General features: G+C 52.5%; 20 protein-coding genes and 2 tRNA genes. 9 read left to right on the top strand and 13 right to left on the bottom strand.

Translation table 11 applies throughout. From position 1 onward, the window contains the following. Positions 1 to 95: 95 nt before the first annotated feature. Positions 96 to 171 (top strand) — tRNA-Ala (locus ABLU88_RS05525). 201 nt (positions 172 to 372) lie between these two features. Continuing rightward, a complete protein-coding gene (locus ABLU88_RS05520) occupies positions 373 to 2,553 on the top strand; it encodes an EAL domain-containing protein (protein WP_047723147.1) in 2,181 nt (726 codons plus the stop codon). 42 nt (positions 2,554 to 2,595) lie between these two features. On the opposite strand, the gene ABLU88_RS05515 is transcribed toward ABLU88_RS05520, so the two are convergent. Next, positions 2,596 to 3,798 (bottom strand): NupC/NupG family nucleoside CNT transporter, encoded by a 1,203-nt coding sequence (locus tag ABLU88_RS05515; RefSeq protein WP_004104312.1) that lies wholly within the window; start codon positions 3,796 to 3,798, stop codon positions 2,596 to 2,598. A 346-nt stretch (positions 3,799 to 4,144) separates the two neighbouring features. Between ABLU88_RS05515 and ABLU88_RS05510 the strand changes: the two genes are divergently transcribed. Further along, on the top strand, positions 4,145 to 5,380 hold the full coding sequence (locus ABLU88_RS05510) for an Nramp family divalent metal transporter (RefSeq protein ID WP_025106644.1): 1,236 nt from the start codon (positions 4,145 to 4,147) through the stop codon (positions 5,378 to 5,380). 42 nt (positions 5,381 to 5,422) lie between these two features. Here ABLU88_RS05510 and ABLU88_RS05505 read toward each other — a convergent pair whose 3' ends face one another. Next, a complete protein-coding gene (locus tag ABLU88_RS05505; protein WP_014230302.1) occupies positions 5,423 to 5,773 on the bottom strand; it encodes a DUF2502 domain-containing protein in 351 nt (116 codons plus the stop codon). Positions 5,774 to 5,903: 130 nt separating this feature from the next. After that, a complete protein-coding gene (gene mgrA / locus ABLU88_RS05500; RefSeq protein ID WP_049082531.1) occupies positions 5,904 to 6,896 on the bottom strand; it encodes an L-glyceraldehyde 3-phosphate reductase in 993 nt (330 codons plus the stop codon). 176 nt (positions 6,897 to 7,072) lie between these two features. Between mgrA and ABLU88_RS05495 the strand changes: the two genes are divergently transcribed. Then, positions 7,073 to 8,734 carry a thiamine pyrophosphate-binding protein gene (locus tag ABLU88_RS05495; protein ID WP_348836204.1) on the top strand — a complete coding sequence of 554 codons (1,662 nt, stop codon included), beginning with the start codon at positions 7,073 to 7,075 and terminating at the stop codon, positions 8,732 to 8,734. Here ABLU88_RS05495 and ABLU88_RS05490 read toward each other — a convergent pair. Then, complete coding sequence (locus ABLU88_RS05490) at positions 8,731 to 9,966, bottom strand: ion channel protein (protein WP_014230299.1); 1,236 nt, start codon at positions 9,964 to 9,966, stop codon at positions 8,731 to 8,733. The two genes, ABLU88_RS05495 and ABLU88_RS05490, sit on opposite strands and share 4 nt — an antisense overlap. A 253-nt stretch (positions 9,967 to 10,219) precedes the next feature. Here ABLU88_RS05490 and glk point away from each other — a divergent pair, with 253 nt between their 5' ends. Further along, positions 10,220 to 11,185, top strand: a complete 966-nt coding sequence (glk, locus tag ABLU88_RS05485) for a glucokinase (RefSeq protein WP_004852938.1) — start codon at positions 10,220 to 10,222, stop codon at positions 11,183 to 11,185. A gap of 44 nt (positions 11,186 to 11,229) precedes the next feature. Here glk and ABLU88_RS05480 read toward each other — a convergent pair whose 3' ends face one another. After that, on the bottom strand, positions 11,230 to 11,973 hold the full coding sequence (locus ABLU88_RS05480; protein ID WP_014230298.1) for a LytTR family DNA-binding domain-containing protein: 744 nt from the start codon (positions 11,971 to 11,973) through the stop codon (positions 11,230 to 11,232). An 11-nt stretch (positions 11,974 to 11,984) separates the two neighbouring features. Further along, positions 11,985 to 13,664 (bottom strand): sensor histidine kinase, encoded by a 1,680-nt coding sequence (locus tag ABLU88_RS05475; protein WP_161506375.1) that lies wholly within the window; start codon positions 13,662 to 13,664, stop codon positions 11,985 to 11,987. A gap of 398 nt (positions 13,665 to 14,062) precedes the next feature. On the opposite strand from ABLU88_RS05475, the gene alaC reads away from it, so the two are divergent. Then, positions 14,063 to 15,301, top strand: a complete 1,239-nt coding sequence (alaC, locus tag ABLU88_RS05470) for an alanine transaminase (RefSeq protein WP_009654875.1) — start codon at positions 14,063 to 14,065, stop codon at positions 15,299 to 15,301. A gap of 41 nt (positions 15,302 to 15,342) precedes the next feature. Here alaC and ypdK read toward each other — a convergent pair whose 3' ends face one another. Continuing rightward, positions 15,343 to 15,414 carry a membrane protein YpdK gene (ypdK, locus tag ABLU88_RS05465; RefSeq protein ID WP_077777854.1) on the bottom strand — a complete coding sequence of 24 codons (72 nt, stop codon included), beginning with the start codon at positions 15,412 to 15,414 and terminating at the stop codon, positions 15,343 to 15,345. Positions 15,415 to 15,780: 366 nt separating this feature from the next. Then, positions 15,781 to 16,968, bottom strand: coding sequence for a cyanate transporter (locus ABLU88_RS05460; RefSeq protein ID WP_025106648.1), 1,188 nt, complete (start codon positions 16,966 to 16,968; stop codon positions 15,781 to 15,783). Between the two features lie 166 nt (positions 16,969 to 17,134). On the opposite strand from ABLU88_RS05460, the gene cynR reads away from it, so the two are divergent. Then, complete coding sequence (gene cynR / locus ABLU88_RS05455; protein WP_025106649.1) at positions 17,135 to 18,067, top strand: transcriptional regulator CynR; 933 nt, start codon at positions 17,135 to 17,137, stop codon at positions 18,065 to 18,067. 180 nt (positions 18,068 to 18,247) lie between these two features. Here cynR and ABLU88_RS05450 read toward each other — a convergent pair whose 3' ends face one another. Together ABLU88_RS05450 and ABLU88_RS05445 are read right to left on the bottom strand one after the other, a co-directional pair. Beyond that, positions 18,248 to 19,111 carry a hypothetical protein gene (locus ABLU88_RS05450; protein ID WP_025106650.1) on the bottom strand — a complete coding sequence of 288 codons (864 nt, stop codon included), beginning with the start codon at positions 19,109 to 19,111 and terminating at the stop codon, positions 18,248 to 18,250. Between the two features lie 595 nt (positions 19,112 to 19,706). Next, entirely contained in the window at positions 19,707 to 19,961 is a 255-nt protein-coding gene (locus tag ABLU88_RS05445) for a hypothetical protein (RefSeq protein WP_048260644.1), read from the bottom strand. 670 nt (positions 19,962 to 20,631) lie between these two features. Between ABLU88_RS05445 and ABLU88_RS05440 the strand changes: the two genes are divergently transcribed. Continuing rightward, positions 20,632 to 20,967, top strand: coding sequence for a lysozyme inhibitor LprI family protein (locus tag ABLU88_RS05440; RefSeq protein ID WP_033836713.1), 336 nt, complete (start codon positions 20,632 to 20,634; stop codon positions 20,965 to 20,967). A gap of 81 nt (positions 20,968 to 21,048) precedes the next feature. Here ABLU88_RS05440 and ABLU88_RS05435 read toward each other — a convergent pair. Next, positions 21,049 to 21,120: transfer RNA gene (locus ABLU88_RS05435), tRNA-Arg, on the bottom strand. Between the two features lie 74 nt (positions 21,121 to 21,194). Beyond that, positions 21,195 to 22,091 (bottom strand): formate/nitrite transporter family protein, encoded by an 897-nt coding sequence (locus ABLU88_RS05430; RefSeq protein WP_032694845.1) that lies wholly within the window; start codon positions 22,089 to 22,091, stop codon positions 21,195 to 21,197. A gap of 257 nt (positions 22,092 to 22,348) precedes the next feature. Here ABLU88_RS05430 and mlaA point away from each other — a divergent pair, with 257 nt between their 5' ends. Further along, a complete protein-coding gene (gene mlaA, locus ABLU88_RS05425; RefSeq protein WP_014230289.1) occupies positions 22,349 to 23,110 on the top strand; it encodes a phospholipid-binding lipoprotein MlaA in 762 nt (253 codons plus the stop codon). A gap of 62 nt (positions 23,111 to 23,172) precedes the next feature. Here mlaA and fadL read toward each other — a convergent pair whose 3' ends face one another. Continuing rightward, positions 23,173 to 24,537 (bottom strand): long-chain fatty acid transporter FadL, encoded by a 1,365-nt coding sequence (fadL, locus tag ABLU88_RS05420; protein ID WP_348836203.1) that lies wholly within the window; start codon positions 24,535 to 24,537, stop codon positions 23,173 to 23,175. Between the last annotated feature and the right edge of the window lie 167 nt (positions 24,538 to 24,704).

Raw genomic sequence — 24,704 nt, 5'->3', positions numbered from 1 at the left:
AGCGCTTGCATGGCATGCAAGAGGTCAGCGGTTCGATCCCGCTTAGCTCCACCAACACCTGCACCCATCAGGTTTGGTTCGTAAAGAGGTCCTGTGGGGCTATAGCTCAGCTGGGAGAGCGCTTGCATGGCATGCAAGAGGTCAGCGGTTCGATCCCGCTTAGCTCCACCAAATTCGGAACCCTCGCTACGGCGGGGGTTTTTTGTTTGTCTGGCGGAGGAAATGTAAAGCATTCTCTGAATAAGTCAGCAAACCTCTGCGTTAAGTAATTTCAGATTTTTTCACTATTTAAAATCTTGCCTGCCTTTATTAAGCAACATAATATCTGTTGCCTGAATATATTTATTGCAGCCGGAGTTTTAATTAACAATAATGATTGATCATCTTAACATTAAGATCAAAAAAACTCTGCTGGCGCTCCTGGTCTGCTTTATCGCAATTCCGCTGTCCCGATTTATTTCCCCACAAACCATTATTGACGGAAATCAAATTTATCTGGCATGGCTACCGCTGAGCTTAATGTATTCCGTACTTTTTATTTTTGGCCGCTACGCCGTTGCGCCATTGATTATCGCGTTTGCGATCACTAATGCCTGGATAATCGATCTGACGCTAACCCAGGCGCTGATCCTGCTATTTTGCCAGCTCTTCTCGGTTTTCCTGTCCTGCGCGATTGTTCGCTTTCAGCTTGGAAGGCGCTGGCGCGCTGGGCTGACGGCAAAACATATGGGCGCGAGGATTTTTTGGGGCGGCTTTTTTGCACCGCTCCTTTTGAAGGTCACCATGTATCTGGCGGGGCGTTTTTTTGCTTTTCCGTTGGCAATATCCAGCTATTTCGGCAGTATGTCGGTTATTTACACTATTATCGATATACAAAGCCTGATTAGCGCCGCATTAATTTTCACGACATTCTTTTATTATCCGTTGCGGATGATTATCAGTCCACGTTATGCACGAGCATTCTGGCGCAATCTTTGCCACTCATGGCGAGCGGGCGAGCAGCGGGTATTTACGTTGTATTGGTTTGTGGCCCTGGCGGCAATATTACTGGTGCTGTGTACGCCTTATGATTCTGTTTTTATTGCCGGTTATTTAGTCCCGCTTATTTTCATTTTATACTTCATTGGTATTAGCCGCCTGGGGCATACGCTGATTCGCATTTCATGGTCCGTTTCAGCCTTTTTACTCGTGGCGTATAACCAGAATTTTTTACACGGCGTACAAACTGAATATTCACTGTCGTTTGTTCTTTCGGTACTCATTTGTTTCACTATCTGCCTGTTTTATATGGCGGATATCTATGCTCGCAGTGAAAGAATGAAGTTCAGATGGCGGGATCAGGCGGAAGAAGATCCGCTAACCGGTTTACCGAATCTGCGCGCGCTGGAGAGTCACCTGCAGCGGAATCCTGCTGTGGCCATCAGCAGCCTGCGCATTCAGAATCTGGACTTCCTGAGCCGCCATTATGGCATGATGATGAGAGTGGAGAGCAAACGGCAGATAGCCCGGAAGCTACAGCCGCTATTAGCTCCCGGCGAACGAATATTTCAGCTCCCCGGCAGCGAGCTACTGCTGGTACTGAAGGGGCCGGAGCCAGAGGCGCGGTTAAGTCATATTGTTTCCACGCTTAACCATAAAAAATTTAGCTGGAATAACCAGGCGTTAGATCTGGAATTTGGCGCATCGTGGGGCGGCTACCGCGGCATAGAATCTGAGCTTCACCCGATGCTTGGTCAGCTTAGCTGGTTATCGGAGCAGGCCGGCGCGGCGCGGCGCGTATTACCGCTGGACGCGGCGCAAGAGCAGATTTCCGATCAAACGAGCGAACAGGTACGGCTACTGGCGAAGATTAAGCAGGCGCTTAACGAACGTGGGCTGGTGCTGTACGCCCAGCCTATCCGGGACGCCTCCGGAGAGGGGTATTACGAGATACTGAGTCGTATGCGCTGCGGCAATACCATCATTACGCCCGATCGGTTTATCCCGCTGATTGCGCAGTTTAACCTGAGCCAGCGTTTTGATATGCAGGTGCTGGAAACGCTGTTTAGTTCGCTCAATCACCATCAGGGTCAGCATTTCTCCGTCAACCTTCTGCCCTATACGCTGATGCAAAAGGATAGCGCGGCGCAAATCATCGCGCTGTTTAAACGCTATAACCTGTCGGCGGAGGCGATAACGATTGAAGTTACCGAAGAGCAGGCGTTTTCCGATGTCGAGACCAGCATGCATAACATCCAGCTGCTGCGAGATTTCGGTTGCGGTATAGCGATTGATGACTTTGGTACCGGCTACGCTAACTACGAGCGTCTGAAAAGCCTGCGGGCCGATATCCTGAAAATTGACGGCTGCTTCGTGCGTGATATCGAGACCGATCCGCTGGACGCCATTATGGTCAAATCCATTATTGAAATGGCTAAGGTTAAGAAGATGAAAGTGGTGGCAGAATACGTTGAAACGCCGGAGCAGCGGGAAAAGCTTCTCGAGTTAGGCGTCGATTATCTCCAGGGGTATCTGGTGGGTAAGCCGCTGCCGTTGAGCGAACTGCGGGCATGAAAAAGCCGGGACTTGCCCGGCTTTCGCGATACCGCTGACGAATTACAGTACCAGCGCGGCGATAGACGCAGAGAGCACGCTCACCAGCGTAGAACCGTACACCAGCTTCAGGCCGAAGCGGGAAACCACGTTACCTTGCTCTTCGTTCAGGCCTTTAATCGCGCCGGCGATGATACCGATAGAAGAGAAGTTGGCGAAGGAGACCAGGAAGATAGAGATGATGCCTTCCGCACGCGGAGAGAGCGTGGCGGCAACTTTCTGCAGATCCATCATGGCGACGAATTCGTTAGAAACCAGCTTGGTGGCCATAATACTTCCTACCTGCAGCGCTTCACCTGCCGGTACGCCCATCACCCACGCAACCGGATAAAAGATATAGCCGAGGATCCCCTGGAAGGAGATGCTATAGCCGAACCAGCCGGTGACGGTGGCGAACAGGGCGTTCAGCGCGGAAATCAGCGCGATAAAACCAATCAGCATGGCGGCCACGATAATCGCCACTTTAAAGCCTGCCAGGATGTATTCACCCAGCATCTCGAAGAAGCTCTGTCCTTCATGCAGGTTAGACATCTGCAGATTTTCTTCGCTTTCGTCAACGCGATACGGGTTAATCAGCGACAGCACGATAAAGGTGCTGAACATGTTCAGTACCAGCGCCGCAACTACATATTTCGGCTGCAGCATGGTCATGTACGCGCCCACGATAGACATGGATACCGTAGACATCGCGGTCGCCGCCATGGTGTACATGCGGTTGCGGGACATCTTGCCAAGAATATCTTTATAGGCGATGAAGTTTTCGGACTGGCCCAGAATCAGCGAGCTGACAGCGTTAAAGGATTCCAGCTTGCCCATGCCGTTGATTTTGGACAGCACGGTACCAATCGCGCGAATGACGATAGGCAGAATACGAATATGCTGCAAAATACCGATCAGCGCAGAAATAAAGACGATCGGGCACAAAACCTTCAGGAAGAAGAACGCCAGGCCTTTGTCGTTCATGTTGCCGAAGACGAAGTTTGTCCCTTCGTTGGCGAAACCGAGAAGTTTTTCAAACATCTCGGAGAAGCCCTTCACAAAACCCAGACCAATGTCAGAGTTCAGGAAGAACCAGGCCAGCAGCACTTCAATGACAAGCAGCTGAATGACATAACGAATACGAATCTGCTTACGGTTGTGGCTAACCAACAGGGCCAGAATGGCCACCACTACGATCGCGAGAATAAAGTGCAGGACGCGGTCCATATTTGCTCCAAATATGAGGCAGGTTAAATTTCTGTGCACATTCTATGTAACAAGCGCAAAGAAAACGAGAGCCAGCACACACTATTGCAAGGATATGTGACTAATGGCAAAAATAGTGATCAACCATGCATTTTTGTTATGTTACGTAAAGGTTTTAAAAGTTGCTCGGTTGTACTATTCTGGTGATTAATTAAAAGCGTTTATCAGTTCCCCGGTTTTCCGTTGCCAACCCGCTATCGTTCTCTCCTATCACAGCAATCATTATCATCGCTCCAAATGAACTTGATAATCATTCGCATTTTGATAGCATAAAACATAGCAAAGGCTATATTTCCAGAGGCAGAAAATGACCAACAGTCGCGTTGAGAATAGCAGCGGTCGCGCAGCGCGCAAGATTAAGCTCGCCCTGATGGGGCCGGCGTTCATTGCTGCCATTGGCTATATCGATCCGGGTAACTTCGCCACCAACATTCAGGCCGGCGCCAGCTTTGGCTACCAGCTGCTGTGGGTGGTGGTATGGGCTAACCTGATGGCGATGCTGATTCAGGTGATGTCGGCGAAGCTGGGCATCGCCACCGGTAAAAATCTGGCGGAGCAAATTCGCGACCACTACCCGCGTCCTGTGGTGTGGTTCTACTGGGTGCAGGCCGAAATTATCGCTATGGCGACCGATCTTGCCGAGTTTATTGGCGCGGCTATCGGATTTAAGCTGGTGCTCGGCGTGTCATTGCTTCAGGGCGCTGTATTGACCGGAATTGCGACCTTCCTGATTCTGATGCTGCAGCGTCGCGGTCAAAAGCCGCTGGAAAAAGTGATAGGCGGGCTGCTGCTGTTTGTCGCCGCAGCGTATGTCGTTGAGCTTATCTTCTCCCAGCCCGCGCTGGCACCCCTGGCGAAAGGGATGATCGTGCCTTCACTGCCGACCAGCGAAGCGGTGTTTCTTGCCGCCGGGGTATTGGGGGCGACCATCATGCCGCATGTTATCTACTTACACTCATCGCTCACTCAGCACCTGCACGGGGGGACGCGCAAAGAGCGCTATAACGCCACGCGCTGGGATGTCGCCATTGCCATGACCATCGCGGGTTTTGTTAACCTGGCCATGATGGCGACCGCCGCCGCCGCCTTCCACTTTAACGGCCACACCGGGATTGCCGACCTCGATCAGGCCTATCTGACGCTGGAGCCCTTACTGAGCCACGCGGCAGCTACCATCTTTGGTCTGAGCCTGATAGCGGCGGGTTTATCCTCCACGGTTGTGGGAACCCTGGCAGGGCAGGTGGTAATGCAGGGCTTTATCCGCTTTCATATCCCGCTGTGGTTTCGCCGGGCGATCACCATGCTGCCGTCGTTTATCGTCATTTTAATGGGGCTGGATCCCACGCGTATTCTGGTGATGAGCCAGGTATTGCTGAGCTTTGGTATCGCCCTCGCGCTGGTGCCGCTGCTGATATTCACCAGCGATTCCCGGTTAATGGGCGACCTGGTCAATTCCCGGTGGGTAAAACTGCTGGGGTGGGGGATAGTTGCGGTCGTTGTGCTGCTTAACGGCTGGCTGATTATTGGAACGATATTCAGTTAAGCGTGACGATGAAAAAGGGAGCCGAATGGCTCCCTTTTGCGATTAATGATGCCCGTGGCCATGTCCGCGTCCGCCGCCTGGCCCACGCCCCCAGCCGCCGCGTCGGTCATCGCGATCTTTCCAGCCTTCGCGATAGCCGCGTTCGTAGGCTTTACCTTTATCCCAGCCGCGATGCCAGCCGTTGTCGTGACGGCGCCAGCGGTTATCGCGCCACTCATAGTGTCGACGCCAGTAATCACGGTCGCGCCAGCCGCCACCGTCCCAGTAGTTACCGTAATTGTCGCGATCGCCAATTTGTAATTTTATTGATGGCAACAGGGTGATTTCACCAGCGTTAGCGACCAATGGCGCTGAAGCCAGAAGCACTGCAGCCAAAATCAGTGACCTGAACATACTCTTCTCCTTCACGATCGGGGCCGTTGTCGGCCTGTTAACCTGATATTACGGGGCGGTAAAGCCCCGCCGCATCGGAGGAACTCCTAAATCGCAAGTGAGAGCACTTTTTGCTAAAGTAACAATGAATTTACACCGCAAGGATCGCGTCAATGGTGGCCCGTTCTTCGGCGCTGAAATGGCGGTTTTCCAGCATGCCAACCGCATCGTCGAGCTGCGAAGTTTTACTGGCGCCAATCAGTACCGACGTCACTTTCTCATCGCGCAGTACCCAGGCCAGCGCCATCTGTGAGAGCTTCTGTCCGCGGGATTCGGCCAGCGTATTCAACTGACTAATCTTTTCCAGCTTGCTTTCAGTAAGCTGCTCCGGTTGCAGGAACCGGCTGCCGCTGGCGGCGCGGGAGTCCGCCGGGATACCGTGCAGGTAACGGTTGGTGAGCTGGCCGCCCGCAAGCGGTGAAAACGCTATACTTCCCACCCCCGCGCTCTGTAGGAAATCGAGTAATCCCTCCTCGACCCAGCGTTCAAACATCGAATATTTGGGCTGATGAATCAGACACGGCGTGCCGAGATCGTTAAGGATATTGACGGCTTCCCGGGCCTGTTCGAGCGGATAATTCGATAATCCGACGTAGAGCGCTTTCCCCTGGCGGACGATGTGGTCCAGCGCGCTCATGGTTTCCCGCAGCGGCGTTTCGGGATCGGGGCGGTGATGGTAGAAGATGTCGACATAGTCGAGACCCATTCGCTTAAGGCTCTGGTCGAGGCTGGCAATCAGGTACTTGCGCGATCCCCAGTCGCCATAGGGGCCGTCCCACATGGTGTAACCGGCTTTACTGGAGATAATCAGTTCATCGCGATAGGGCAAAAAATCCTCTTTCAGGATGCGGCCAAAATGACTCTCCGCCGAACCCGGCGGTGGCCCATAGTTGTTGGCTAAATCAAAATGAGTCATGCCGAGATCAAATGCGTGACGCAGAAGCTGGCGGCTGGTTTCCACCCGCGTTTCGTCGCCAAAATTGTGCCAAAGCCCAAGAGAAATCGCCGGTAGCTTTAGTCCGCTATGACCGCAGCGGCGGTACTCCATCGTTTGATATCGCGTGGCGTTTGCCTGGTAAACCATACTTCCTCCGCAGATAAAACAGGGTTGTGTATACGTTTACACTAAAGAATGTTTGCCGCGGAGTACACACCCTGAAGGCGTAAATTTTGCTTTCCACCGCCATTGTTGAGCGCAATCTGGACAGCGCACCTGCTTATTCAATACTCAACTTACCTGCACGAGAGGAGAGTAAGGATATGCAACCGACTTATACCATTGGCGATTATCTGCTGGATCGTCTCGTAGATTGCGGCATAGACCGCTTGTTTGGCGTACCGGGTGATTACAATTTACAGTTTCTCGACAGCGTTATCGCGCAGCAGAGCTTAGGGTGGGTAGGCTGTGCTAACGAGCTAAACGCCGCCTATGCCGCCGATGGCTATGCGCGCATTAAGGGCGCGGGCGCGCTGTTGACCACCTATGGCGTCGGTGAACTGAGCGCGCTCAACGGCGTTGCCGGGAGCTACGCTGAGCATGTACCGGTCCTGCATATCGTCGGCGCTCCCTGTACCGGCGCACAGCAGCGCGGCGAGCTGCTGCACCATACGCTTGGCGACGGTGATTTCAGCCACTTTTCGCGTATGAGTGAACATATTACCTGCTCTCAGGCGGTGCTGGCGGCGGGAAATGCCTGCCATGAAATAGACCGGGTACTGAGTGAAATGCTGACCCAGCATCGCCCTGGTTATCTCATGCTGCCGGCCGATGTGGCCAAAGCAAAGGCCACCCCGCCAGCTCACCGCTTGCTTATTCACACGCTGCCCGCCGACGAGAACCAGCTGGCCGGGTTCCGCGAGCACGCCGAGCGGATGCTCAGAAGCAGCCGTCGCGTATCGCTGCTGGCGGATTTCCTCGCCCAGCGCTATGGACTACAAAACGCTCTGCGAGAGTGGGTGGCGAAGGTGCCGGTTGCTTACGCCACGATGCTGATGGGCAAAGGGCTTTTTGATGAGCAGCAGCCTGGGTTCGTCGGGACTTATAGCGGGATAGCCAGCGCAGAGGATACCCGCGATGCCATTGAAAGCGCGGATACCATTATCTGCGTCGGCACGCGTTTTACCGATACCATTACCGCCGGTTTCACCCAACACCTTCCGCAGGAAAAAACGATAGAGGTCCAGCCCTTCGCCGTTCGGGTTGGCGATCGCTGGTTTAGCCGGGTACCGATGGAAAAGGCGCTGGATGTCTTGATCGAACTCTCTGCCAGCCTGGCGGCAGAATGGCATGCGCCAAATGTTCAGGCGCCGGGCGTCAGCGGCGCGCCAGAGGGGAGCCTGACGCAGAAAAACTTCTGGAGTACGGTGCAGAAACAGCTGCGCCCGGGAGATATTATCCTTGCCGATCAGGGGACGGCCGCTTTTGGCGCCGCCGCGCTTAAGCTGCCCGCTGACGCAACGCTGATTGTCCAGCCGCTATGGGGATCGATAGGCTTTACCCTTCCGGCAGCCTACGGGGCGCAAATCGCGGCAGCGGACAGAAGGGTGGTGCTGATTGTTGGCGATGGCGCTGCTCAGTTAACTATTCAGGAGCTGGGGTCGATGCTCAGAGACAAGCAGCGCCCGCTGATCCTGTTACTCAATAACGAAGGCTATACGGTCGAGCGCGCGATTCACGGCCCCGAGCAGCGCTATAACGATATTGCGCTCTGGGACTGGAATCGCCTGCCTGACGCTTTTGCGCCGGATGTCCCTTCCCGATGCTGGCGAGTGACGCGCACCCACGAACTGCAGGAAGCGATGAATAGCAGCGTCGTCTCAGACAGGCTGACGCTGGTGGAGGTGATGCTGCCAAAAATGGATATTCCCGACTTTCTGCGCACGGTCACTCAGGCGCTGGAAGAGAGAAACAGCCGGGTTTAATCTCCACGCTTCCTGGCAATCATCAAGGGTTTACCGGCCAGCAGCAGCCAGGCCGGAAGCATGACGATACACAGCAGCGGAAGCAGCGTGGAATCGGGCACCACGACCGCTGCCATAAACAGGCTCAACCAGCCATCACGCGTCACTACCAGCGTCAGTCCGAGGATGGCGCAGGAAACGGTGATGGCTGCCGGCACGGCATCCACGTGCGCGTGAAGCATCAGGCCTAGCGCGACGCCGACGAACACCGCCGGAAAAATTCGACCGCCGCGAAAACCGCAGGCGGCCGCCAGCACCAGCGCCGCCAGCTTCACCAAAGCAATAAGCATGTAATCGCTGGCGGTTAACGTCTGGCTGAAGGCTAATTGCTGCATTTCATCCAGGCCTTTAAACAGCGTGATATGCCCGCCGACGACGCCCAGGATCCCCAATAAAAATCCGCCAATACCGAGGGTTAAGATCGGATTTTTCAGCCGCTGCATCAGCGCGTGTAGGCGCGGTAAGCACCAAACGCCAACCATGCCGACGGCAATAGCAATCAGCGTCACGATAGCCCCGCTAAAGATATCGACAAGCTGCCACCGCTCGTAGTGCGCAATAGGTAACGAAAAGTTGGGGTGGAAAAACAGCCCGGTGGTCAGAGAACCCGCCGCCGCGGCAAGTAAGGGGGCGAAGAGTCGGTCCCAAAGCGGGACATCGTTACTGCTGTTCAGCGTTTGCGAAAAGATCAGCGCCGCGGCAACAGGTGTGCCAAATAGCGCCCCGATAGTGCCGGAGGACGCCAGGATCGTCCAGTCCAGCGCGCTGACTCGCGGGAAAAGGCGGGAGCCAAGCGCCACAGTGAGGGCGATATTAATCACCATGATAGGATGCTCCGGCCCGAGGCTAACGCCGCCCGCCAGGCCGACGATTAGCGCAGCGAGCAGGCCGGGCAGAGCGCCGGGACTCACCGGTGCGCCAATGAGTGACTCGGTGGCCGGATCGGGTCCGGCGTGACCAGGACTAAAACGCACGACCAGACCCACGGCGATGCCGGTGCCGGTGAGGATAGCTATCGTCCAGAAAGGGCCGCTGGCGTTCATGCCCAGCAATCCAGGCAGGCTACTCCAGAGAATATTCTGCAGCATGGCTGCCGTTTTCATCGCCACAATCAAGACCAGGCTGGCAGCAATACCAATCACGATTGCGGGTATCGATAACAACAGCATCGTCCTGGCGCGCGGGTGCAGCATGAAAATATCCTTCTGAAGGTTTCGACGCACTACTTTGCCCGGGGGCGTTAAGGTCGTTGGCGCAAATGGTGCTGAAACGATAAAGTAAAGAGCTGGCCTGACGATCGGCCGCACAATAATTTCATAAATTACAGCCTAACTGTGACGTAGGTCGCTAAACAAAGGGCGCTTATGCGTTGGTCGTTGTTGTTAGGACGTCATGAATTTAGAGTGTGCCAAAGAATCATTTTGACTTTAGCGGAGCCGTAACGGAATGACAAAATTTGCTTTAGTAGGGGACGTTGGCGGAACGAATGCTCGTCTGGCGTTATGCGATCTGGCAAGCGGGGAGATCTCCCGTGCTAAGACCTATTCCGGGCTCGATTATCCCAGTCTTGAAGCCGTTGTTCAGGTCTATCTGGAAGAGCATAACGTCCAGGTAGAAGACGGCTGTATTGCCATCGCCTGTCCGATTACCGGCGACTGGGTGGCGATGACCAACCACACCTGGGCATTTTCTATCGCTGAGATGAAAAAGAACCTGGGTTTCTCGCATCTGGAAATCATTAACGATTTTACCGCGGTATCGATGGCGATCCCCATGCTAAAAGCTGAACATCTGATTCAGTTTGGCGGCGCGGAACCGGTGGAAGGCAAGCCGATTGCCGTCTACGGCGCCGGTACCGGGCTGGGCGTTGCTCATCTGGTACACGTTGATAAGCGCTGGGTGAGCCTGCCGGGTGAGGGCGGCCATGTGGATTTCGCCCCTAATAGCGAAGAGGAAGGCATTATTCTCGAAGAGCTGCGCAGCGAGCTGGGGCACGTCTCCGCTGAACGCGTCTTATCTGGACCGGGGTTGGTCAATCTTTACCATGCGATCGTGAAGTCTGACGGGCGTCTACCGGAAAATCTGCAGCCTAAAGATGTGACCGAACGCGCGCTGGCCGATACCTGCATCGATTGCCGCCGCGCGCTGTCGCTGTTTTGCGTCATTATGGGCCGATTTGGCGGTAACCTGGCGCTGACCCTCGGCACCTTTGGCGGCGTGTATATTGCTGGCGGTATCGTGCCGCGCTTCCTTGAATTCTTCAAAGCCTCCGGCTTTCGCGGCGGTTTTGAAGATAAAGGCCGATTTAAAGCCTTCGTCCAGGATATTCCGGTCTATCTGATTGTCCACGACAATCCGGGACTGCTGGGCTCCGGCGCGCACCTGCGTCAGACTCTGGGACAGATTCTGTAAGCCCCGTCTCTTACCCGAATAAAATGATTATTCGGGTAAATCCTCTACAGATGCATGAGCTGGCGAAACTCTTTCACCTTGCTGCGGCTTACCGGAACCTGAAACTCAAGGTCGCGTAGCCGCAGAATATAGGTGTTGTTGAACCAGGGTTCGATTTCGCGAATTTTGCTCAGGTTGACGCAGTACGAGCGGTGACAGCGGAAAAAGTGCGCCGTCGGTAGCTTGTTGCAGAACTCCGTGATATTCATCGGCATCACGAAGGACTCCTTGCGGGTATAAACGAACGTCATCTTTTCATGCGCTTCCGCGTAGTAAATATCGTGGATGCTGGTGACGATAATTCGTTCATCTTTAACCAGATTAATCGTGTCGTTTTCCCTGGCTGGATTGGCCGCTGCCCCGCTACCGGCGCTGACCTGCTGCTGTTGCTGCCAGGCGCCGGTCAGCTTTTGCAGCATGTTGATAATGCGCGATTCCTGGTAGGGCTTGAGAATATAATCAAACGCCTCCAGCTCAAAGGCTTCCACCGCATGCTCTTTCCACGCGGTAATAAAAACGATAAAGGGCTTATGCGCGAACTGGCTGATGTTTTGCGCCAGCAGTACGCCATCCAGAGATGGAATATTGATATCGAGAAAAATGGCGTCGACTTTGTTGTGCTGTAAAAACTTCAGCACATCCAGACCGTCGTCAAAGGTGCCAACAATCTCCATTTCGCTATGGGTGTTAATCAACCAGGTGAGCTCTTGCTGCGCGAGGAACTCATCTTCCACAATGATGACCTTCATTTTATCTCCGCTCATGACAGCAGCGACTCCGTAGCCACCTGGGGCGCGTGTTGGGTTGGCACATAGAAGGCAATTTCGGTCCCCGGCGTCAGGCGTCGGATATGCAGTCCTTCCCCGTACAGTAGCTTGACCCGGTGATGAACATTGAGTAAACCGATTTTATTTCCCGGCATTTCGTCAGCCTCTACCCTCGCTACCACCGCAGGGTCGATACCGTTCCCCGTATCGCGAACGCTAATTCGTACCCGATTCCCGCACTCATTGATGCCAATGGTCACCACGCCTTTTCCTTTGCAGGGCTGAATCCCGTGGACGATAGCATTCTCCACCAGCGGCTGAATTAGCAGGCTGGGGATCATAAAGCTGACTTCATCATCAATATCATAAATCACCGTCAGCTTGTCGCCGAAGCGAGCCTGTTCAATCGCGATGTAATCCTTGATTTGATACAGCTCCCTTTTGATATCTATCTGTTCATCATCTTTTAATTCAATGTTGTAGCGTAAATAGCGCGACAAATTAAAAATTAACTGACGCGCGGTGTCCGGATTCATGCGAATCGACGATGAAATGGCGTTCAGCGCATTAAATAAGAAATGGGGATTGATTTTGCTTTGCAGCGCCCGCAGCTCGGCTTTATTGGCCATTTCACGCAGCTGTTCAGCGCGGGAAACCTCCAGCTGCGTAGAGATGATTTGCGACAGGCCTACCGCCATTTCCTGCAATGAGGAGGTGATGCGGTGCGCGTGGCAGTAATAGATTTTTAGCGTACCGGTGACGACGCCTTTTTCCCACAGCGGAATGACCAGCATAGAGTGTATTTCCGGCGTCCGATGAGCCTCATCATTGTTTTTAATAATGATTTTTCCATAGCGGATCGCCTGTTGCGTCGTCGGGCTGATAAAGTCATCGTTATCGCGGTAGTTGATTTCCCCGACGCCGACGTAGGCCATCACGTGTTGGGTATTGGTAATCGCGACGGCATCGGCACTGATATCGCGGCGGATAATGTCGCATACCTGACGCAGGGACTCGCTGTTGACGTGGCGAAATAGCGGGAGCGTTTTGTTGGCGATGTCGAGCGCCAGTTTTGCCTGACGGGCGGCGCTGGCTTCCTTTTCCCCCTCAACGCTCTGCACCAGCAAAACGATAAAGCCGATACATACGCTGCCAAGGATCATCGGAATACCAATCTTAGACACGATGTCTATCCCCAGCGCGAATGAAGGCGCCCACACGATCACGAGAATCATGGTTAAGGTTTCGCATAGCATCCCGGCGAGGATCCCCGCTTTCCAGCGCTGGGCTTTCGGCACTTTACGACCAATAAAACCAGAGAGCAGACCGGCGACAATGCTGGTAATAAAGCAGGGAACGGCGGTGACGCCATCAATATCAATCAGGTAGCGATGTACGCCGGCGATCGCGCCGACAATTGCCCCAACCCACGGGCCGAACAGGATCCCGCCGGACATGACCGCGATAATACGCACGTTGACCAGCGATCCCTCGACCGGTACGCCTGACCAGGTGCTAAAGAGGGCAAAGAGAGAGAAGATCGCGGTAACGGCCAGCAATTCTTTAGGGGTGTGCGCGGATTTATGCAGAAGTTCACGAAACAGGCGCAGGCGAATGAGGAAAAAGAGACAAATCAGCATTAATGCCGCGCGGTCAAAAACCGCCAGCAGCATAGTAAATATTTCGTGCATGTGTGCGCCGTGTTAATCGCGAGAAAGCAACATGATAGAAAACCTCGCGGCAGAAGGCCAGCTGAAGGCATGAATAGGGAAAAGTCTTACAAATAAAAGGGGATTAATAACAAACACCCGCGATTCAATAGCGTCTACGGATGAGCAAGCATTTAAGTAAAATTAAAGATATCAGCATGTTAATTTTGATGGAGTAGGTGAGGAGAGGAAAGAACGTTGCTGCCGTATTTAGTCGTACTGATGCCCGTTTTTATCGCCAGAAATTATTTTTCTCTGCCCCTCTCGACAGCAGGAAAATTTTCGGGTTATTTTCTAAACGTGCTGCACATGCAGCAGCGTCGCTCGGACGGTCCGGGCGCTAACGTTAATCCGAGGAATCTATGGCTGAATTCAGTCCTGAACGCCGTTTTACGCGTATCGATCGTCTCCCCCCTTACGTTTTTAATATCACTGCTGAACTAAAAATGGCTGCGCGGCGCCGCGGCGAAGATATTATTGATTTCAGCATGGGTAACCCCGATGGCGCCACTCCGCCGCATATCGTTGAGAAACTCTGCACCGTTGCCCAGCGTCCCGATACCCACGGCTATTCTACTTCCCGCGGCATTCCGCGCCTGCGCCGGGCGATTTCTCGTTGGTATCAAGAGCGCTATAACGTTGAGATCGATCCGGAATCAGAAGCGATAGTCACCATTGGTTCAAAAGAGGGGCTGGCGCATCTGATGCTGGCGACGCTCGACCATGGCGATACCGTACTGGTGCCAAATCCCAGCTATCCCATCCATATTTACGGTGCGGTGATTGCCGGAGCCCAGGTACGTTCGGTACCTCTGGTCGAAGGCGTGGATTTCTTCAACGAGCTTGAGCGCGCGATTCGTGAGAGTTACCCGAAGCCGAAAATGATGATCCTCGGTTTCCCCTCCAACCCGACCGCACAGTGCGTCGAACTGGAGTTCTTTGAGAAAGTCGTGGCGCTGGCGAAGCGTTATGACGTGCTGGTGGTGCACGATCTGGCCTATGCCGATATTGTTTACGATGGCTGGAAAGCGCCCTCTATCATGCAGGTCCCCGGCGCGCGCGATGTCGCCGTCGAATTCTTTACGCTCTCTAAAAGCTATAATATGGCGGGCTGGCGTATCGGCTTTATGGTCGGTAACAAAACGTTGGTTAATGCGCTGGCGCGTATTAAAAGCTATCACGATTACGGCACTTTCACCCCTCTACAGGTTGCGGCGATTGCCGCGCTTGAAGGCGATCAGCAGTGCGTTCGCGATATTGCCGAGCAGTATAAACGTCGTCGCGATGTGCTGGTGAAAGGGTTGCATGAGGCCGGATGGATGGTGGAATGTCCGAAGGCGTCAATGTATGTCTGGGCGAAGATCCCAGAGCAGTATGCGGCGATGGGCTCACTGGAGTTTGCTAAAAAGCTGCTGCAGGATGCAAAAGTCTGCGTTTCTCCGGGCATTGGCTTTGGAGACTATGGCGATACCCATGTACGCTTCGCGTTAATTGAGAACCGCGATCGTATCCGCCAGGCGGTGCGCGGCATTAAATCGATGTTCCGTGCTGACGGGCTGCTTCCCGCATCGGCTAAGTTAACCAGCGAAAGCCACGAATAAAAAAAGGAGCCGAGAGGCTCCTTTTTTTAACACCGTTAAAGCTAGATCATCAGGGCGAAAGTACCGGCCCAAACGATGACCATAAAAGAAATGCCCATTAAGAAATATTTCACGACTCATCACTCCGCGCTCTCGGCGAGACGCCTTAAATGAATTTGCTCTTCATTGCCTGCTCAGCTATCGCTCACGAAAACGACGCTTTTTCAGCGGGCGGTAGCTGTAAATTCTGAGCGTAAACGGCTCCAGATGGCGCTAATGTACGCCTAAAAAATGAGGGAAACAAGAGCCATTTTTTTATTAATTTTTAGTTACTTACGAGTGTCGTGATTCGGCGACACATTAATTTCATTCGGTATTAAATTTCATTCTGGCGACGGTCATTAACAACAGTTTTTGTACTGATATAGTTATTTGATTTTGTGCTTTTTTTTGCCTGAATGCGGGAGGAGTTAACTATCCCGCATGAGGAGATAACGGGTTTAGCGAGCGGCTGAATCCTGATGTTGCCACTCTTGCGGGTAGCGTGCGGGAGCGAAACGCAGCGTTAAGGCCATTAAGGCCAGGACGCAGGCGGCGTGAAGCATCCAGTCGAGCTGGTAATTGCCGCTTAAACTCCGCAGCAGTCCCGACAGCCAGGGGGAAAGCCCGGCGACAATAAAGCCTACTCCCTGCATAAACGCGACCAGTCGGCCCGCAATGGCGGGGTGCCTGGCGTGATCGAGCGCCAGGACCAGACACAGCGGAAATGCGCCGCCAAGCCCAATACCGCAGCAGATGGCCCAGACAAGCGGTACCTGCTGCGGTAGCCAGATAAAACCGCAGAAGCCGACAAGCTGTAAGGCCAATGCCAGCATCAGAAGCGTTCGTCGATCCTCATGTCTGGCCAGGATGGGCAGCAGGAGCGCTCCGCCGGTCTGGCCGATGGTCATTAACGCCAGCAGGGTACCGCTGAACTGCGCGCTGTAGCCCGACTGCATATAGTAAGGCGGCAGCCAGGCAATCAGGCTGGCATAGCCGCCGTTGATCAAACCAAAATAGAGGCTAAGCGTCCACGCGCGACGATGGCGAAAAAGCGTGACCCGGGTTGTTGATGGCGTCCGGGCGGGTAACGTTCGGCTTAGCGGCCACCAGCAGAGGAGCGCGGCGGCGGCGGGTAACGCCCACCACGCAAGCGCGTGATACCAGATAGCGCTATGCTGCGCCAGCCACGGCGTGAATGCGGCGCCCAGGCCGCCGCCGCCCATCAGCGCCGCGGACCAGAGCCCCATCACCTGCGGCGTCCGACGATGAAAAAGACGCTTTATCACCGCGGGAATGAGCGCCTGAATAATACCAATGCCGATTCCGCCAAGGAGCGCGCTGCTGAGTAATAGCGCGCTCTGCGGCGCCAGTTCGCGAAGTAAAGCCCCGGCGACGATCGTTAACAGGCTGAGGGAGATACTTTGACGCTCGCTGAAATGACGGTTAATCCAGCCGCCGGCTAGCGCCAGCAGACCCATGGCGATCACCGGTAGCGCGGTGAGCAGAGAGGCAAGCGTGAAGCTCATGCCGCTTGCCTGCTGGATCTGCGGAAGGAGCGGTCCAACGGAGGTCAGCAGCGGACGCATATTGATACCGATAAGCACCAGCACCAGCAGCATCGTGCCATTACGTTGCGTCAGGTTCATCGTTGAGTAGCCGGCGTTTGTTTCGCTGTGGGGAAGGTATTGAGGCAACTCATGCCGATCTCCTGTGGCGTTTGGTAAAGAATCGCGAGCAGAGTACGTAACTTATTTCATAAGTTAAAATACTTAATTATGATTGAGTTCATTTGAATTTCTTATGGATGAATTCATGCTGCCGCGACACCTCAACTACTTCATTGCCGTTGCTGAACACGGCGGCTTTACGCGAGCGGCAGCCATCCTGCATGTTTCACAGCCGGCTTTGTCGCAGCAGATTCGACAGCTGGAAGAGACGCTGGGAGTACGGCTTTTTGATCGCAGCGGGCGCAACACTTGCCTGACGGACGCCGGCAAGGTCTGGTTAATTTATGCGCGCCGGGCTTTACGGGAACTGGCCGAGGGGCAGCGCGCGCTCCATGACGTTGAAGATTTGCAGCGCGGTACCCTACGTGTAGCGATGATGCCAACCTTTACCCATTATTTTATGGGGCCGCTGGTGGCTTCGTTTTATCAACGTTACCCGAATATAACGCTGGATATACAAGAGCTGGCGCAGAATCGAATGGAGACTCTGCTGCTCAATGATGAGCTGGATATCGGGATCGCTTTCGACGGTAGCGATTCACGGGATATTGTGTCTCAGCCGCTGCTCTCTGAAACCCTGGCGCTGGTGGTTGGCCGCTCTCATCCTCTGGCGGCGACCCGCCGTGTGGCGCTGACGGCGCTCAATCAGGCGTCACTGATTCTGCTAAGCAGCGCTTTTGCTACTCGCGAGCAAATCGATCGCGACTGCCGACAGCGCGGTATTCAACCGAAAGTGCAGATGGAGGCCAACTCGATTAGCGCAGTGCTGACCGTGGTTGAACGCACGTCGTTGGCAACCTTGCTTCCTGCTGCCATTGTTCAGGGGCGTGACGATTTAACCGCGATCGAACTCGCGCCATCATTACTGGAAAGAACCGCGTGTTTGATACAGCGAAAGGGGGCCTGGCAAAGCGCCGCGACCCGAGAGTTTATACTAATGGCACATCAGGCTGCGTCAATATTGAGCGCAGGACAGGGATTTAACGAATCGACTGAGAGAGATTTAACGTTACGTTGATTCGCTGTATATAAAGTATTTCATATACATCAGGAGCGTTTATAGAGAACGATTTTATTATGAAGCCAGATTCATCTCTGAATTCATATTGAAATGCATTTCACATTTGCTACTGCATTGCGCGCCCTGTACCTATGGCGTTGTAATGATTCATTCTGATTTAATTAAATTAAAGAAGTATTATTCGAACGTATATTCTGACGCCGGAAGATTAATGCTGCCGTAGCTGGAAACCACGCCTTCAGACCTGAGTTTATCCATAGCTCTATTAAATATTTTACTTTTTTTGTTTTCAGTCGCGTTAAGCATGTTATCGCCAAAATGGGGATTGGATTGAATGATGTGATTGATAAATTCAATGAGCAACTTATTTTGCATAATCGTTGAGGGCGTCGCTATATCTTGCTCCTCAGATAAATGTAAGGTTTTTTCAGAAAGTTCGAGAGGGCGACTGCTGATGGTATGTTCATAAATTTTCTCAATCGCCTGACTCGTGATGTAAAGCTTACTCAGCGTGATGGTTGGCCTCTCATCCTCGTCGGGTATGAAGTGGCAGAAGAGGACATTGGTGGCCGGTGATATGATGCTTATCCTCTGCTCAGTAATAATGTCTTCAGGTGTTTCTAAGATCTCCATCAAATTTCTCGTGTGGCAGTACCATAAGCCAGAGACGGAAACCCGGAGTTTTAGCTGGGTAACAGGTATACCATATTGGGCTTCCTGATTTGCTTCACTATCATTAAATTTAAAAATTTTGTTAATTTTTGAATGCCGTGACCACGATCTTTCGCTTATGCTCAACTCATCAATATTGGGGGCGTTAAGAAAATAGAGATTATTACTGCTCTGGTCATGTTGGAACGCACCTTTTAATGTTCCGTTAGTTTTACCTACTTTTATGCACAGGCTTATCGCGCCAATATCATGCCAATGAAGCAGATCTTCTATTTCACAATTCAATAGTTTTTTAGCGCGAGATATTGAACAGTATTCCAGGGGGGGAAGATTGTTTAGTTTCCATATGTTTCTTTCTTTTCTTTCCATGGTCTATATCATCTTATGAAAAATAGGGGGTTATGGTTTTCTTAAATTGACCTCTATCGACGCTGCGACGATTTAGATTCATACAAAATATTTATCAAAACAGATGTTTTATATCAAACTTTGATATTGGCGTGTTGTGTTGAATCTGGTCAGAATATTATCTCTCAAACATCCTATCAGCTTTCCTGTAATAATTAAATGTATCGCTGCTAAAAAAATTAGCCTGATCCCCTGCCTTGCAGGGAATTAATTGCTTTTGATTATTTTGTTTGTGAATTAAATTTATGGTGATTATATGAATTGCTAATAATGCAGGAAGCGGGTATTGAATCAATAAGCAGGTGATTTATTGAATGCGCAGCCTGCTCGAAAAACGTCTGTTAGCCGATGTGACTGTCGATCGGACAGACGAGGGAGCGCCGCCATGGGTCAGGCCTGTATCGTGTAACTGCTTGTTTTGATGCGGGCTCGTGCGCAAAGAATCCTGCTATATCTGCCATAAGCAAAACAGAATCTGCCCTGCGGGAGTCACGCTGGCGTACGGTGGGGAGCATATTTTGAAAGTAGGGTGGGGTTATACCCCACCCTACTGTTGTTACTTTTTCACTGCGTTTTTGGCCGCAGTTTTTGCGTTGTCGCAGGCTGCCTGGTTTTTAGCACAGGCGTCTTTGGCTGCTTTTGCTTCTTTCTGCGCATCCGCTTTCGCCGTGGACTTAGCCTGGGCGCACTGCGTCGCGTTATTCTGGCAGGCTGACTTAGCCTTTGAAACGATCTGACCATTTGCCGCGCTGGCAGCGCCACAAGCCATAAGCGCACAGATACCCAGTGCCATTGCGAGTTTTTTCATCATATCTATCCGTATAACCAATTTAGGTAAAGCAACAGGCTGTCCGCAAGTCCCGTACAGAACCCGATTCTTGTCGCAGACATCCTGCCGCAATATGAAGCGGATGGCTGAGAAGATAGCCTTTCATCCGCCATAAACCGCCGGACGCGCTGCTTTTAAGCAACGCTGATACTGAAAGAACAGCAGTTCAGCGCATCCGGCAGCGGCAAGAATACGTGACGGCAGGGATTTATCTACCGGCATTGTTTTGCGAATCGTAACGCAAGGAAACAATCAACAATGATAACTACTGTGAATGATAGGGTTTAATTTATTACATTGATTTTAAATGAATTTATATTTATTGATGGGAAGTCAGGCCAGGCAAAAATATGAAAATCGCTGCGCGAGAAAAATATTCCCCCTCGCTGGCAAGCAATGCCGTGACCCGCTCTGATGCAATTCTGACCAATAATTCAGCCAGGCTGTAGGGCGCATCAGCGTCGGGGAAAAAGATATTGCGGAAGGCGCGCGGTTCACCCAATGGGAGCCTTAAGGTGGATTAACTATAATTATCGACAGCACGGATAGTTCAGAGCGTCAGTGTGTCAAAAGCTTACGCTGGGCTTCGTAGCGAGGGGCACTCGTTATAAACGGGTAGCACAAATGGCGGGAGTGCGGAAATGGAGCGCATATGAAGATAAGAGAAGTACTGATGACTATTGCTGTGCTGTATCCGGTAGCGGGGTACTCCGCGAGTTTTGATTGTCAGAAAGCGACGCAGGCGGATGAAAAGGCTATCTGCGCTAACCGGAGCCTGAACGATATGGACGTGGCGATGGCGACGAAGTATGAGTTTCTGCGGGGGCTTTTTCCAATGGGGACGCGTGGCGAGATGATGGACGCACAAAAAACATGGCTCCATAGCCGGCAGAAATGCGGCAGCGACAGCCGCTGTTTGACGAAATCATATGAAGACCGGCTACAGCAACTTGATGAGATCTATGCAGGAATCGATAAACCTCTGTGATTCATCTGCTTCGGGGCTGGCGTTGTTCTGCGGTGGTGATGATTAAACGAATGCTGTGAACGGAGGTGAATAATTCAAAAGTGTCCCCTGCAGGAATCGAACCTGCAACTAGCCCTTAGGAGGGGCTCGTTATATCCATTTAACTAAGGGGACGAAGCGCCGGGATTATAGCGTTATTTTCGGCGCTCGTTAAGCTTGTACGGGCCAACTGCTTAATCTATAGCCATTTAGCGCTTTTTTGCCTCCTCGGCTGCACGAGCCTTCTTCTCATGACTCATGTCATTGCGAATCTGGGCATGGCTTAGTAAAGCGAAAATAAAGGTCCCGCCGCATATGTTGCCGGCAAGCGTTGGCAGAGCAAAAGGCCAGATAAATTCCTGCCACGGTAGCGTCCCGTTAAATACCAGGTAGAAAATCTCGACGCTGCCAACCACAATATGCGTGGTGTCCGCGAGGGCGATAAGCCAGGTCATCAGAATGATGACGACAATCTTTGCAGAACCTGCGGCAGGAAACATCCACACCATGGTGGCGACCAGCCAACCGGAGATAATTGCATTGGCAAACATCTCCAGCGGCGGGTTTTGCATCACCTTCAGGCTAATTTTAAGAAAGGCTTCGCGAGTGGGCTCATCGAACACAGGCATAACATCGAACGCCCAAGCCGCGATAGCGGTCCCGATTAAGTTACCTGCCAGCACAATCCCCCATAAACGTAACAGCAGGCCGATGTTGCCTGGCGTGGGTTTATGCATAATAGGCAGGACGGCGGTGACGGTGTTCTCGGTAAACAGCTGTTGGCGAGCGAGAATGACGATCACAAAACCAAAGGTATAACCAAGATTTTCCAGCAAGAAGCCGCCGGGAAGTTCGTTCAGATGGACATGGAAGATACCTTTGGCGACCAGCGAGGCCCCCATTGAAAGCCCGGCAGCAATCGCTGACCATAATAGCGCCATGGCATCGCGTTCGAGCTCTTTCTCGCCCTCCTGGCGAATCACTTCATGAGTGGCCATCGCCTGTGAAGGCAGGCGTTCTTCATCAACCTCAATTTCTTCACCATTCTGCTTTTCTTCACTCTCTACTTCAACATCCTCATTATCATGGTGAGTTTGCGGTTTCATAACTTTTCCTCAACGGCGGGTCTTTATTATAATCCTAGAGCGGTTTCGGCTGTTCGGGTCGGATAAGCTCCTAAATTCTTCACAATGACAAGATTAGCAATACGGAAATTGCAAAATGTGTATAGAATCGGGACACCAACAATGATGCTAAAAAAGGCTATGCTGAAAGCAGGCACATGCTTACGGGCGATATCTTTATGGAGGCTGCTGTCCCCCGATAACCCCCAGCGATAGCTTAAATTAACAGGGAGACACCTATGAATTTTCGCCTGTCGGCGCTTGCGCTTGGCGCCACATTGCTGGTGGGATGCGCCAGTTCTAGTTCTGGCGATCGGCCGCAGGGGCGTTCAGATCCGCTTGAAGGCTTTAACCGTACCATGTTCAACTTCAACTTCAACGTTGTCGATCCCTATGTCCTTCGCCCCGTCGCGGTGGCGTGGCGTGATTACGTTCCGCAGCCGGCGCGTAACGGGCTGAGTAATTTTACCAGCAACCTCGAAGAGCCGGCGGTAATGGTGAACTCCTTCCTGAAAGGCGATCCCTATAAAGGAATGGTGCATTTTACGCGTTTCTTCCTGAACACCATCCTTGGTATGGGTGGCCTGGTTGATGTGGCCGGGATGGCGAATCCGAAACTACAGCGCGTTGAGCCTGCCCGCTTCGGTAGCACGCTGGGTCACTATGGCGTCGGCTATGGTCCATATGTGCAACTGCCTTTCTACGGCAGCTTCACCCTGCGTGATGAGGGTGGCGATATGGCTGATGACCTGTATCCGGTTCTTTCCTGGCTGACATGGCCGATGTCTATCGGCAAATGGATGGTTGAGGGCGTTGAAACGCGCGCGCAGCTGCTGGATTCAGACGGCTTGCTCCGTCAGTCCTCCGATCCGTATATTTTAATGCGTGAAGCCTACTTCCAGCGTCACGACTTTATCGCCAACGGCGGTAAACTTTCCCCGAATGAAAACCCGAACGCGCAGGCGATTGAGGGCGATCTCAAAGATATCGATTCACAGTAACCGACGGGTAGAAAGTAAAAAGGGTGAACATGATGTTCACCCTTTTTTGTGGCTTCACATTATCAGAAACGGTAGTTGAAGTTCGCGCCGTACAGCCAGGCTTTACCTTCTGATTTAAATGTATACGGCCCTTCTGTAAATTCAACGTGCTGACCGTGCATATAAGACACACCGACGTCGACTGAGGCATCTTTATTAAAGGCGTAAGTCGTACCGGCGCTGAGCCACAGGCGATCCTGGTCCGGAATAGAGATAGAGCGATTGGAAGCCGGGACCGGGCTATCATCAAAGGCGATACCGGTACGGAAGGTCCAGTTATCGTCGTGGTAATAGGTCGTACCCAGCGCGATACGGTAGGAATCTTTAAAACCTTCGTCCTTGTAGAACAGCGTTTCACCACCGCTGGTTTTGGTCGCTTTCAGCTCCTGGAACTGGCTCCAGCTGGTGTATGCCAGGCTGTAGTGAACGGCCCATTTTGGCGCCACGCGGTTATAACCTGATACTTCCCACATTTCTGGCAGATTCAACGTCAGAGAACCGCCAATCGTGGAGCCGCCGGTGCCGTACGGCAGGCCCAGTCCCAGAGCGGAGTTGATGGGGTTAAGGGACGACGGCAGGCTGCTCTTGTAATCCCCGTCAAAATCAACTTTGACTTCAGAGCGGTAGGTTAAGCCATAGCGGTTGTTTTTATCGACTTCATATAAAATACCGGCATTCCAGCCAAAGCCCCATTCATCACCCTTCAGACGAGCAATTTGGGTGTCGCGGCTGATACCGCCGGCCTGTTGACCGATGGCCGCAGCCTGAGCCGGGGAGAGTTTGCCGGCTTTCACCATTCCCGGTAGCTGTGCGCCGATAATTTCCGGTAAATCACCCGCATAGCGCTCTAATTTTGCTCGAGCGTACACGGCGTCAAAGCCCAGACCAAAACTCCAGTGGTCGTTGAGACGATAAGCGCCGCTCAGGTTCAGGTTAAGCGTTTCGAGATCGGTGGTACCGCCCATCGAGCCCGCGGCAAAATCGTTGTTGAACTCGGTGGCTAAACCATAGTTAGAGGTCAGGGAAGCTCCCCAACCGAACTGGTCGTTAATCGGCGCCACGAAGTGCAGATTCGGCACCCATGCGGTAGGCGCAATATTGTCCTGGCTGGCGTCATTACCGATAACTGAACTACCGGTGACGTTGACATCAGGATCGACGAAAATAGCGCCGCCGGAGAAGGTTGGACGGTCGAACATCATGATTAACGCCGGGTTACGACTGGCGTTTCCCGCATCATCAGCAATAGCGCCTTCACCTGAATAGGCGCGACCAAGGCCCGATGAAGAGAATTCGTTTAGCTGAAAGCCTGCTGACCAGGCCTGGGTTGAAACGAGTGCTACAGCCACTGCAAGGGCAGATTGGGTAACGCGGGTTTTCTGGCTCATGCCCATAACCTCATAGAGTTATTTTTATTTAAACAATGTTACATGCTGTAACAGGAGCGCGAAGTGTAGGGTCTGCTTTACGACAGAGAAATCAGACCAGTGCGCTGAGTATAGGTCTGACCAGATGATATGTTGCAAGTTTGTTTATAAGTTTTTTCAATTGTGAT

Origin of the sequence: Klebsiella sp. GW_Kp182 (assembly GCF_040062275.1) — a bacterium.
GTDB lineage: Bacteria > Pseudomonadota > Gammaproteobacteria > Enterobacterales > Enterobacteriaceae > Klebsiella > Klebsiella michiganensis.
This window is presented reverse-complemented; position numbering and strand designations above follow the sequence as displayed.